Annotated in this window: 12 protein-coding genes and 1 tRNA gene; 6 read left to right on the top strand and 7 right to left on the bottom strand. The window is 33.5% G+C overall.

Translation table 11 applies throughout. From position 1 onward, the window contains the following. Window positions 1-138 precede the first annotated feature (138 nt). The 4 genes from DFQ03_RS02780 to rseP form a co-directional block, all read right to left on the bottom strand. The gene (locus DFQ03_RS02780) at window positions 139-2,655 is read right to left on the bottom strand and encodes a DEAD/DEAH box helicase (protein ID WP_166637425.1); all 2,517 of its coding nucleotides are present in this window, start codon (window positions 2,653-2,655) and stop codon (window positions 139-141) included. Window positions 2,656-2,712: 57 nt separating this feature from the next. After that, the gene (locus DFQ03_RS02775) at window positions 2,713-3,909 is read right to left on the bottom strand and encodes a site-specific integrase (protein ID WP_133671498.1); all 1,197 of its coding nucleotides are present in this window, start codon (window positions 3,907-3,909) and stop codon (window positions 2,713-2,715) included. 221 nt (window positions 3,910-4,130) lie between these two features. Beyond that, window positions 4,131-4,204: transfer RNA gene (locus DFQ03_RS02770), tRNA-Asn, on the bottom strand. An 80-nt stretch (window positions 4,205-4,284) separates the two neighbouring features. Next, window positions 4,285-5,637, bottom strand: a complete 1,353-nt coding sequence (rseP, locus tag DFQ03_RS02765) for an RIP metalloprotease RseP (RefSeq protein WP_133671497.1) — start codon at window positions 5,635-5,637, stop codon at window positions 4,285-4,287. A gap of 162 nt (window positions 5,638-5,799) precedes the next feature. Here rseP and DFQ03_RS02760 point away from each other — a divergent pair, with 162 nt between their 5' ends. The 5 genes from DFQ03_RS02760 (at window position 5,800) to DFQ03_RS02745 (ending at window position 10,815) form a co-directional block, all read left to right on the top strand. Continuing rightward, entirely contained in the window at window positions 5,800-6,483 is a 684-nt protein-coding gene (locus DFQ03_RS02760) for an SCO family protein (protein WP_133671496.1), read from the top strand. A gap of 108 nt (window positions 6,484-6,591) precedes the next feature. After that, complete coding sequence (locus tag DFQ03_RS02755; RefSeq protein ID WP_133671495.1) at window positions 6,592-6,837, top strand: FeoA family protein; 246 nt, start codon at window positions 6,592-6,594, stop codon at window positions 6,835-6,837. Next, on the top strand, window positions 6,834-9,020 hold the full coding sequence (gene feoB / locus DFQ03_RS02750) for a ferrous iron transport protein B (RefSeq protein WP_133671494.1): 2,187 nt from the start codon (window positions 6,834-6,836) through the stop codon (window positions 9,018-9,020). The genes DFQ03_RS02755 and feoB overlap by 4 nt, the downstream gene beginning before the upstream one ends. A 7-nt stretch (window positions 9,021-9,027) precedes the next feature. Further along, window positions 9,028-9,171 carry a hypothetical protein gene (locus DFQ03_RS18740; protein ID WP_166637424.1) on the top strand — a complete coding sequence of 48 codons (144 nt, stop codon included), beginning with the start codon at window positions 9,028-9,030 and terminating at the stop codon, window positions 9,169-9,171. Window positions 9,172-9,276: 105 nt separating this feature from the next. Then, window positions 9,277-10,815: a carboxypeptidase-like regulatory domain-containing protein gene (locus DFQ03_RS02745; RefSeq protein ID WP_133671493.1), complete on the top strand. Its 1,539-nt coding sequence runs from the start codon at window positions 9,277-9,279 to the stop codon at window positions 10,813-10,815. Window position 10,816: 1 nt separating this feature from the next. On the opposite strand, the gene DFQ03_RS02740 is transcribed toward DFQ03_RS02745, so the two are convergent. Beyond that, entirely contained in the window at window positions 10,817-11,203 is a 387-nt protein-coding gene (locus DFQ03_RS02740; protein ID WP_133671492.1) for a DUF423 domain-containing protein, read from the bottom strand. Window positions 11,204-11,273: 70 nt separating this feature from the next. On the opposite strand from DFQ03_RS02740, the gene DFQ03_RS02735 reads away from it, so the two are divergent. Continuing rightward, on the top strand, window positions 11,274-11,672 hold the full coding sequence (locus tag DFQ03_RS02735; protein ID WP_133671491.1) for a TonB-dependent receptor: 399 nt from the start codon (window positions 11,274-11,276) through the stop codon (window positions 11,670-11,672). A gap of 7 nt (window positions 11,673-11,679) precedes the next feature. Here DFQ03_RS02735 and DFQ03_RS02730 read toward each other — a convergent pair whose 3' ends face one another. Together DFQ03_RS02730 and DFQ03_RS02725 are read right to left on the bottom strand one after the other, a co-directional pair. After that, window positions 11,680-12,102 carry a DUF2141 domain-containing protein gene (locus DFQ03_RS02730; RefSeq protein WP_243834399.1) on the bottom strand — a complete coding sequence of 141 codons (423 nt, stop codon included), beginning with the start codon at window positions 12,100-12,102 and terminating at the stop codon, window positions 11,680-11,682. A gap of 90 nt (window positions 12,103-12,192) precedes the next feature. Further along, complete coding sequence (locus tag DFQ03_RS02725; protein ID WP_133671490.1) at window positions 12,193-12,633, bottom strand: hypothetical protein; 441 nt, start codon at window positions 12,631-12,633, stop codon at window positions 12,193-12,195. Between the last annotated feature and the right edge of the window lie 68 nt (window positions 12,634-12,701).

Raw genomic sequence — 12,701 nt, 5'->3', positions numbered from 1 at the left:
GATAAGATTCATTCTAAAATGAAAAAAGGTTAATCCATTTCTGAATTAACCTTTGCATCTGATACTATCCGCTAACGGACATTATCCAAATTCTTCTATTATACTATATATAGTTCTACATCGAAATTTGGATAAAAATTAAAATAACTTATCTCTTTTTATATTGTCTTTTGTTTCTTCATAATAGTCAAGTACGAACATATCCGGGTCAATGTCTATTAAGTTAACTTCTTCTAGCACATCACCTGCTTCTTCCGTTGTACTTTTCTCTGGATTAACAGGCATATGTAAAAATGGGTCATACACATTATGCACAAGGTTTAATGGGTATTCCGAGCTATTAATATCTCTAATTCTATTGACCTTCCAACATTTCACTATCTTCCCATCAATAGTTTTAGTAGTTGAAGAGGTTTCATAGAACATTTCCTTTAACAAGCTATATACACCTTTATCACTAGATAAATTAGTTTTATTGAATGCTACCATACCTACATCGTGCTCCTTGATATTTGTAAATAATGCTTTAAGTTTTATGGAGTGCATTCTTTCAAGAATAACTTTACTATCTAACGGCAAAAAATAGGTGCCATCATCTTGTAAAATTGAATAACTATTTAATAATATTTCTTGAAATTCCAGCAAACCATTATATGCAGTTATCAACAACTCTTCACTTTCCGTTAAGGCATCAAAAACATCTGTATAGCTTACCGAGTGACCTATCGAACTTCTAAAGTATGTTGATTTACTTACAGATGCATCTACAGGCTTTTCACCTAGTCTAGTACTATATGTACAACCACAAATTGGTTCAAATAAGTACGGGGTTTTTCTACGTTGGATAAAATGAATGATTTGTTGTTCAAAAACTAAAGTTCTTTTAGGTTCAATTTTGTTAAAGTCTACTTCTCCATTCTTCCTATAGTAAAGGTTATTTGAAAAAAGTGTATTTCTAAGTTGAAGATATAAATGTTTATCATGGTATTCAGCAAAAGTGTTTTCATTGAAGACAGAAAGAGGAAAGTATGCATCTAATTCTGATTGTATATTACCTTCATTAAACTTCAAAGTTCTAATTTTAATAATACTAGTAAGCTTACAATTTACAAATTGGTTGTTCCAAGCAGCCCAGTAAAGGTAATTGGACAGGTTTTTACCATAGGCATCAAATTGGGTATGTAGATACCGATCCCCATCCTTCAATCTAAACCAATCAAATGAAGAATAAATAGTTTTTATATCATCAGACAAACCTTCCATTTGATTTATTTGCGTTTCAATAGTATTTCTAACTTCACCATAATGTCTTTTTAAAAACATCTCTTGTTGCCTAAGGCTATAATATCTACTTTGATAATCTTCGTCTTGAAATCCTAGATACCCTAGCGATAGGCGATCAATGTAATCACGTTTATCAGTTACCCTAGTTATTAATTTTGTTGGAGAAGGTGTTATTACAAAGATTTTAGACTTTTTCCTAGGTCTAGCCAATCCCTGAACTAAGGAATTAATTCGGTCGGTAAAAATCCCCAAATGTTCTGTGTTTTGACCTGTGTAAGCAAATTTTAAGGGTAACACCACGAAATATGCGCTGTTTTCCTTTTCAATACTAACTCCAGTCTTAAATCGAGTACCTATATTACAGCTTTCATGGTCAAAAGTATTCTCTTCTTCACCAGTACATAAGGTTACTGAACCATATTGCTCCCTTAGCATTGTACCAATTGACCCGTTATAAAGTTCATTTGCAATGTTCTTTGAATAACATAAAATATTAACTGTCGAAGCTGTTTCCAATTGCAATTGAACTAAATCTTTTAAAAACTGGTGCTCAGGATTTAGAGTGTGTTGATTATAAAAACAAAGATGAAGCTCGCTTAAATTATGGGTACTTTGAACCCTTTCACTTTCAATTATCTTAAGCTTTCTTTCTGTTAATTCTGCAATAAACTTTATAGGTATTTTGGAAGATTCTGTAAAAGTTGCACTAGCTATAATTGCCTTATAAACAACTCCTTTCCACTTCAAAAGATTAGGCATAAGATCCGGTGTAAAGCTTTCCAAAGATTCATGTAACTCGTCAAAAATCAAGATGACTTTTTCTTTATTTGCCGCACACCGATCAATTAAGTATTCATAGTATTTTCTTTTAATATTACTTTGCTTAAATGCAACTGTACCCGGATCTCCTAGAATACTCATCACAGAAATGAGCTGCACTGGTTTAGAGTAAAATTCTGGGTAATCTAGTTCTTCATCGACTTTGGCATTTAATTCTTGGTAATCAAAGCACAAATCATCTTCCCCCACTGCTTTATGAATCTTATCCCTATATTCTTTATTCAAAGATTTAAAAGGAGTAACAACTATGACTTTATACTTGTCTTCATTATTTTTAGTTGTTTCATAATACCATTTTATAAAATCTATTACCGCTTTGGTTTTACCTTGACCAACACCTGCGTTAATAACGGTTGTATTGTTGGTCTCAAGGTTTACTTTTTCTTTTAATATATCGGATATATAACCTTGCTCATTAGGCTCTACAATAGTCTTGTCTACATCTTCAAATTCGTATCCTTGAAAATCATCATGATTTATTTCCTTAAACTCTATAGGGTTATCAAACGGAAATACTGTGGTTCTTCTCATAAAAACAACTGTGTTAGTAATTAAACAACACAGTTGTTTCATGTTTATTGCATACTTTTAATTTTTAAGTTTCGTCTTCAGCATAATCATCTCTTCACTTATCTTACGCTGAACGACTTTTGCATAATGTTCTTGTGTAATTGACAACTTTGAGTGTCCCAATAACTCTGAAACCACTTCCATGGGAACATCGTTATATAGAAGAATAGTTGTTGCAAAAGTTTTCCTCGCGATATGATGAGTTAGCTTTATTTGCAAACCAACAATAGCCGCTATCTCTTTTAGGTATGAATTGAACCTTTGATTTGAAATTACGGGTAACTCATACTCGTATTTTTGAAGAATCTCCTCTGCCTTAGGCAGTAGAGGTACGGAAATGACGGTACTAGTTTTCTTCCTCGTGATTCTAATCCATATATAGCCATCAAAAGCTTCTACGAGATTCTCCTTTTTCAGTGTAGCCATCTCCTGATATCCTAACCCAGTATAACAACAAAACACAAACATGTCCCTCACTTGCTCTAATCGTGTTTGCGCAAATTTGTACTTTTCCAACTTTTGAAGTTCATCACGACTCAAATACAGCACTTCTGTCTTCACTTTTTTCAATCTGTGAAAAGAGTATGGATATTTATCCAAAACGTTCTCTGAAACCGCAGATTTAACTACCGATTTGAATCTTTGCAAGTTTTTGTTAACGGTAACCTGCTTTTTATTTTTCTTAGTTTTCAGATAATGTTCAAAGTCGTTGATGAACTTGATATCTACTCGGGACAACATAAAATCCCTACCCCCATACTTTCCCCCAACAAAGCTCTTAAGATCGCTTTTTAGATATGAAAATTTATTCCATGTTGACTGGACAATATCAATACCAATAAGCTCTTTACGACGCTCCAAATAAGAATTGAAGTACTCCAATACCCCAAGGTCCTTCTTATTATCATCACCCTTGTAGGCACGAAATAAATCGTCGATTGTAAAGTTGACCTCCGAAAGTTCGAGCATTAAAAAAGCCTTATCAAGTTTTTGCTTTATAAGGCTTAGTTGTTTATTTATGAACTCTACATCGACATTATCACCAATCGCAAGTTGTTTTCTAGTGTTCCAGTTTTCGGGGTATATAAATTGTCCTGTTGAGAACTCCTTCCTTTTACTATCAAGTGTAATCCTCCCTCTAATCGGACATTTACCTCTTTTGTTTAAACGTGACTTCTGCAATACATACAGAAGCGAATACTTTATAATTGACATGATATTTTTAATTTTAAAATGGTACACCAGTGAAATTTTATGTACACCGAATTGTACACCTTTTTAATACTTTTTTTCGAGATATAGGAGGTCGCGCGTGTATAGATTAAGGATAAAGGTACTTGACAAGTAAGCCAATAGTCGCAGGGATTCAAGAAGTAGATTGCTGAGTTTAACGCATAAAAAAACCGTTCAATAATTGAACGGTTTTTGTTTATCTGCTCCCCCTCTTGGGCTCGAACCAAGGACCCTCTGATTAACAGTCAGATGCTCTAACCAACTGAGCTAAGGAGGAAAATAACCCGTTTTAGTTTCCTAAAGCGGGTGCAAATATAGTAGTTTTTTGAAACTCGCCAAACAAAGAATTAAGTTTTTTTATTTAAATATCAATTTATAGATATCATTACCGTTTGCGAACAGTAAAAGTGCTATCAAAATAAAGAATCCGGTGATTTGAGCATACTCTAAAAACTTATCGCTTGGTTTTCTACCTGTAATCATTTCATAAAGCAAAAACATCACATGACCACCATCTAACGCAGGAATAGGTAGTATGTTCATAAATGCTAAAATAATGGATATAAAGGCGGTTGTTGCCCAAAAGGCCGGCCAGTTCCAAGTATCTGGGAACATACCACCAATAGCGGCAAAACCACCAACCTCTTTATAGGCTCCAGTATCAGGGTTAAAGATTTTCTTCATCCCCTTAATGTAATCTGTAAGGGTCTTAACACCTTTGTTCCATCCGGCTGGGATAGATTCTAGAAAAGTGTAGTTCAAAGTTTCTACTCTAAAATAACCCTTCTCTTGATATTCCTCCATAGAGCCTAATCCTGCATAAACACCAAATTTACCTTCGTCAGATACTTTTGCATTCAGAGTAACTTTATTCCCATCACGAATAACAACCACAGGAACACTCTTTCCTTTATTGGCAGCAAGCACTGGAATAACTTGATCCTGAAATTCAACAGCATTACCTGCAATATCAACAACTGCATCGCCAGTCTTAAATCCACTATCCTTATTTTGAGATTCTTCAGGAATTTCTCTAATTATAAATGGTATTCTATAATTGATGAATCTTGCATTCTCTCTATTATCAGATATCGTTTCTATAAAATCTACAGGAATGTCCTTTTCAATTCTATTACCATCACGCTCTAAAGTGATCTTTTCACCATATACAACTTCTGGCATGATACTATTTAATGACTTAATTTCTTTACCATCAACAGCAATGACCTTATCCCCAGTTTCTATTCCCAATGCATCACCCAAAGTAGTGTCTGTAATCCAAACCCCATCTTTTAAACTATCATTTGCAATATATTGCTCTCCATAAGCATACGCCAAGCCAATAAAAATGATTACTGCCAAAACGAAATTAACCGTAACACCGCCTAACATAATAATTAAACGTTGCCAAGCTGGTTTGCTTCTAAACTCCCACTCCTTTGGTTCTTCTGCCATGGCTTCTTTGTCCATGCTCTCATCTATCATTCCAGATATTTTTACATATCCGCCTAAAGGCAACCAACCGATTCCGTATTCAGTTTCCCCGATTTTCTTTTTGAAAAGCGAAAACTTCACATCAAAGAACAAGTAGAATTTCTCCACTCTGGTTTTAAAATATTTTGCTGGTATAAAATGCCCTAACTCGTGTAGAACTATAAGTATAGAAAGGCTTAAAAAAAATTGTATTGTCTTTATTATAATAGGGCTCATTCTTCTTTACTGAAAATTAAAATCGCACAAAAGTACATTTTTACAACCGCTAAAAAAAAGAAACACACTGAGGGAGTGGTATTTTATGAATAATTTATCAGCTGATACGGTTAATTCACTTGAAAAATAAACAGCCCTAGCGTACCTTTGTAAAAAATTCTTATGCGTTCTTTCTTCGCTAAATTCAAATTATTCGGTTTGGTACTACTGCCTATTTCTGCAGTTATCATGTATCTTTTTTATAATGCCCTACAACCTGTAAAGCTTTTACCAATTTATTCTCCTGCTATGGTAAATGCCGAATTGGTATCTGAAGAGATTCAACATGTTAGAAAATATCACACTATCACAGATTTTTCTTTGACCAACCAAAATGGAGAGACCATTACCCAAGATAATTACAAAAATAAAATTTACGTTGCTGATTTCTTTTTTACAACCTGCCCAACTATTTGCCCGATTATGACCAAGAATATGTCAGATTTACAAAAAGCGCTTGGCAGTGATAGCGATGTTATGCTTTTGTCGCACTCGGTAACACCAGAAATAGATTCTGTAGCTCAGCTCAAGAAATATGCCTTAGAAAAAGGAGTCGATGATCGCAACTGGAATTTGGTTACGGGCGACAAGAAACAAATCTATGACCTTGCCCGCAAATCATATTTAGCCGTAAAGACAGATGGCGATGGCGGACCGTTTGACATGATCCACACCGAAAATTTCATTTTGGTAGATAAGAAAAAGAGAATTCGAGGTTTCTATGACGGAACAAAAAAGGAGGATATGGAAAAAATTTTAGCAGATATTCAACTTTTGAAAAAGTCTTACGACAAAAAAAGTAAATAACCCTTACTCGCAAGACCTTAAAAGCGGTATTAGATTTAAGATGTATTAATTTCCTAATTGGATTATTTCATTTACTTTTGTCTTACTTATAATGAATCTAAATAAAGATTGGAAACTACGGTCGCACATTTAAAAAGAGGACAAAAGGGAATTATTAAAGAATTCACCGAAAATCTACTGCCCATAAAGCTACTAGAATTAGGTTGTTTGCCAGGCAACGTTATAGAATTGGTGCAAGTAGCTCCCCTAAACGACCCTATCTATATCAATGTTAACGGATCTCATATTGCCATTAGAAGAGAGATGGCCTTACATATAGCTCTTGATATTATTGAAGATAATATGGTTATATGAGCAAACAAATCAATGTAGCCCTTATCGGGAACCCGAACACCGGTAAAACATCGGTTTTTAATCAACTTACGGGTTTAAACCAGAAAGTAGGTAATTACCCAGGGATAACGGTGGAGAAAAAAGAAGGAATTTGTAAACTTCCTCGAGGGGTAAAAGCTCATATTTTGGATTTACCTGGTACGTATAGTTTAAATACCACTTCGTTAGATGAAAGTGTAGCAGTCGAGTTGCTGCTTAATAAAAATGACAAAGACCACCCAGATGTTGCCATTGTAGTTTCTGATGTAGAGAACCTAAAAAGAAACCTTCTTCTTTTTACGCAAATAAAAGATTTAAAAATACCCGCCATACTAGTCATTAACATGGCCGACCGTATGTCTCGCAAGGGTATTACTATTGATATAGAATTATTAGAAAAAAAATTAAACTCAAAAATTGCATTGGTTAGTACCCGTAAAGAAACGGGTATCAACAAACTTAGAGAGTTAATAGCCGATTATAAGAATTTACCAAAAACGCAAAATGTAGATATTTCTGTAATTGCTCCAGAATATTTTGAAAAACTTGCTACCACATTCCCTAAAGAAGATGTGTACAAATTATGGTTGGTAATAACACAAGATGTCAATTTTATGCCTCTTGAAAAGACGCTGTTTAAAGATGCCTCTTCGTTTGCAACCAAATCTAAGTCAGAATTAAAACGTCTTCAACAGAAAGAAACGATTTTAAGATACCAGTTTATCAATGGTATTTTAAAAGAAACGTATAAAGTAGATTTAAATGCCGCAAAAGGATTTAGGGCTACCTTAGATAAGGTATTGACCCACAAGATCTTCGGTTACTTAATATTCTTTTTAATCCTGCTAACTATTTTTCAAGCTATTTATGGGTGGAGCGAATACCCGATGGATTTAATTGACGGTTTCTTCGCATCGGCAACAGAATGGGTAAAAGACACTTTACCGCCAGGGGTTTTTACCAATCTTATTGCAGAAGGTATTCTAGCTGGTATTGGTGGTATTGTTATTTTCATACCGCAAATAGCTTTCTTATTTCTATTCATAGCCTTGTTAGAAGAAACAGGCTACATGAGTAGGGTTGTTTTTTTGATGGATAGGATAATGCGACCGTTTGGATTAAGTGGTAAAAGTGTTGTTCCGTTAATATCGGGTACCGCTTGCGCTATACCTGCAGTAATGGCTACCAGAACCATTGAAAACTGGAAGGAAAGATTAATTACCATATTAGTGACTCCGTTTACCACCTGCTCTGCGCGTTTACCGGTATACCTGATTATTATAGCCTTGGTAATACCCGAAGGCAGCTTTCTAGGTTTGAGCTATAAAGCATTGACCTTAATGTCATTATATTTAATGGGTTTTGGGGCCGCTATTCTATCGGCAGTGATCTTGAACAAAATACTTAAAATCAAGAGCAAATCTTTCTTTGTGGTAGAAATGCCAAATTACAAATTGCCTTTGCTCAAAAACGTTGGTTACACCGTTCTTGAAAAAACCAAAAGTTTTGTTTTTGGGGCAGGTAAAATAATCTTGGCAATTTCAATTATACTATGGTTTTTGGGTTCTAACGGATTCTCCGATGAATTCAAAAACGCAGAGACTATTGTAACTAAACGCGTAGAACAAGAAGGTTTCAGCGCTAGTAGTGAAATTTATTTTGACACACATCAAGATGGTTTGGATATTAACGACCCAAACGCATCTGACCAGCAAAAAGAACTTGAAGAACGTGCTTTAGCACAAGAAATAGCAGGGTATAAATTAGAGCATTCTTATATGGGTTACATGGGTAAAGCGATAGAACCTATTGTAAGACCTTTAGGCTATGATTGGAAAATAGGTATTGCCGTTATTACCTCATTCGCCGCTAGAGAAGTTTTTGTGGGTACGCTAGCAACTATTTACAGCGTAGGAAATGATGAAGAAGAAACTATAAAGAATAGAATGGCGGCAGAAGTTAACCCTAGAACCCAAAAACCGTTATTTAATTTAGCTTCAGGTGTTTCTCTACTTTTATTTTATGCTTTTGCAATGCAATGCATGAGTACATTGGCCGTGGTAAAAAGGGAGACTAATTCTTGGAAATGGCCCGCAGGGCAGCTAGTATTTATGAGCTTATTTGCTTACATTGTAGCTTTAATAGCTTATCAATTATTAAAATAAAAAACACATGATACAACATATCTTAGTTTACATCACATTAGCTATTTCTGTTGGTTATATAGTAACTAAATTTTTTATCCCAAAATCTATTTGGTCTAGCAAAAAAGATAGTTCAAAGTCTTGCGGTCAAGATGGTTGTGGCTGCCATTAAGGTTCGAATTTTTGTTAAAAATTATTTAAAACCCTCATAACAGTTTCTAAAATTGTAACGTTACTTACTTTGGTTCGTCTAGATTGCATAAGTATAATCGAACCTATGAACACCAAATTACCTCTTCTAGCTTTTTTTACATTTCTAATTTTCAACCTATTTAGTGTCAATGCACAGAGTTTAAGTGCAATAGTTATAGATAGTGTTAGTAAACAACCCATACCCTTTGCCTCAGTTCAATTAAAAGATAAATGGGCCATTTCGAATGAAGAGGGTAGTTTTAATCTAATATTCGATCAGGTAATCAAAGAATCTGACTCCCTTATTATATCTTCAATGGGTTATGAAACTTTGTCGAAACCCATTTCTGAATTCACTACATCTAAAATTTTACTAGTACCTAAAGCCATAGAATTAAGAGAAGTTATCGTTTCTAACAAGAATTATACTGCAGATGAGATAATGGATTTTGTTGAGGATAATCTAAACAAGAACTATTCTAATGATCTATCAAAAAAAAGACTTTTTCACCGAACATCAAATTTTGACCATTGGACGAAAAGTGATTTTAAAGTCAAAAAATCTTCTATAGATGTATTGAATCAACAATTTATTGATAGCATAATCTATACTGTTCCAAAAAATGATAGTTATTATTCTGAAATCGTAGGAGACCTGTATGGTAATCATGACGAAGAACTGCAAAAGTTTAATTTACTGAAAGCCTCTAAGTTGTATGACAAAAACACAGAATTTGATTATGAAAAAATCGAAGAAAGGTTAAACGATATTTTAATTAAAAATGTAAAACCAGGATCTTATTTTAAAATTAAATCTGGCTTATTGTCATTCAAAATAGATTCTGATGAAGTAAGCTCTCTTTTTGAAGAAGATGTTGATTCTACCGATGTAGCAGCCGTTAATAAAGAGCTTGAAGAGAAAAAGAAAAGTAAAGAAGAGCAGCAAAAAAATTATGGTAATTGGAAAAGAAATCAACTAGCTAAAATATTTAGTGGTTTACCGACACAAGAGGATTCCAAACTCAATTTCATTAATAAGCAAAGAAAATACAATTATATCCTTCAAGAGTTTACCTTTTTAGGCGATAACCCAGTATATGTAATTTCGTTTAAACCTGATGGTTCAGCAGACTTTGAAGGCACTTTATACGTTAATGCAGATGATTTTGCAATAATACAAGTGGACTACTCTAATGTTAAACCTACGAGTAAATTTAGCCTATTGGGTATTTCAACCAATAACTACCTTTCAAAAGGGAAAATAATTTACAACAAAGGAAAAGATGGTTACTATGGTGTACGATATTTTGAATCGGAAAATGGTATGAGGGTTGGCGTTAGAAGACCACTAAAAATTATTGAAAAGAATAAAATCGTAAAAGGTAGAAATAAGCAGAACGAACTATCTGGAAATATGGATTTTGTGATTATCAGTGTAGAGAAAAATGAAATGATTGTATTTGAGACAGAAAACATCAGTCAAGCTACATTTGATAGTTTTAAAGAAAACAACACCATATCGCCTACTTATATGCCTAAATACGACCCAACATTCTGGGAAGGGTATGCCATTATGGAACCGAATACCGCAATTAAAGAATTTACTGCTACATCTGCAGAATAGATTAAATAAAATTTTTAATGAAATTATAGAATAACAACCCCCACCCCGCTACTAAAAAGAGTCCACCAAGAGGAGTTATAGGACCCAAGATTTTTATTTTATTTCCTTTGGATGCAGAAATACACAATCCGTAGATACTGAAAGAAAACAGGATGGTTCCAAAAATAAGACAATAGATAATAGCTTTCTCAAGACCAGTTTCTAGATTCAGATTAAAGCTCAGCATCAATATTAAAAGTGCGTGATACATTTGGTATTTTACTCCTGTTTCAAAACTATTCAATTGATCTGCAGTAAAAGTCTTCTTTAATAAATGCGCGCCAAAAGCACCAAATACAATTGCCAGTAATCCTAACAAAGCCCCAACTAATTCTGCCACTAATACCATAATTTTTTATTTCAAAGATACTGTCATCTAATTTTAATTCATAAATTACAGAAACCATTATTGAATAAAAATGAAAACGTATCTATCTCTTTTTTTAATAGCAGTAATTCTATTGTGTAGTTGTAGTTCTGCAAAAAGTACAAGCAATGACAGATTATCTTTAGATACTGAATTAAGAGAAAAGAATAGAGCTAATATTTCTCTATTGCAACGCATAAGACAAAAACCTGGTATAGTACTACAGAACAATGTTCCCATTTTAAATAAAACCACAAACTCGTTCGACTCTGGCGGAAATCAAGAACCCTTGTACGTTTTAAATAATCAAGTAATCGGTAATTCGTTTCATTCTGTCAACGAACTGATAGATAGTTATAATATAAAGAAAATTAAAATTCTATCTGGCGCAGATGCTGCAGGTTATGGATCTCAAGGGGCAAATGGGGTAATTAAAATTACTAGTTATTAAATTATTATTAATTTAATCTAATATTCATCTCCATATTAGAGTTTACTGTAAATACGCATTCCTTATATTTCGGCGGACCGAACATTTTCATTTTTCCTTTAGAAAAAGCAATTTGCTCTTTCGGAATACCTAGCATGTTGGTATCTAAGTTTTTATTGCCATTAACGTCATGAAAAATAGCAATAGCATAATCACCTTCGGGTAAATCTGTGATATTAACAGCTGTTTTTCCCTTTACAGCTTTCTCCGATCCAGATTTATAGACTTTATCGAACTTTAAAAAAGAACCCTCATCATTGTAAATAGCAAAACAAATATTGCCTTTCTCAGATGATACTCCGTCAATATTCAAACTAAGATTATGTTGTGCAAAAAGACCGGTAGACATTAATAATATAACACATAATACGAATAGATTCCTTTTATTCATGCTTGCTATTTAAAGTCAAAAATAGTTTCAATAGTTATGCCAAAGGGTTTTAATACTTTAACAATGTTTTAAATTTTAGTTTACACTGTTCTAATTGGGCTCACTTAGAGCACTTGTATTAGCGCTAAGTTTCTGAAATAATTGAATAGTTTCAACGGAATCTTTTAGGTTAAAGTATACATAACTCGAATCTTTATAAACCAACTTTATTTTATTCTGATTGATATTATCTACGAACACATGCACCTTCTTATCTGTCAATGAATCTTTAAACTCTCTAAAAACACCCTTTTCTTTTTCTAAAGCAGAAAAACCATGCAACCTATCCATAGGTGGAATTCTAGACACTAATTTCAAACTATCTATTTTAGAATATGATATTTTGGCAGAATAAAAACCAGAATATATTTGTATTTGATTTGATTTAACACTTAACCAATTTTTATAGTGAAGGGTTAGTGCAGACAAACAAACTATAAAAGTTATCACTACCAAAAGATTCCAGAACCAATGTGTTTTTCTCACAGTCATGTCTCAAAAAATAAAATAGCCAAAAATGCGTGTAAAAGATTTTTCTTTACAACGTAAATTTCAACATC

Source organism: Maribacter caenipelagi, assembly GCF_004364175.1.
GTDB lineage: Bacteria > Bacteroidota > Bacteroidia > Flavobacteriales > Flavobacteriaceae > Maribacter > Maribacter caenipelagi.
This window is presented reverse-complemented; position numbering and strand designations above follow the sequence as displayed.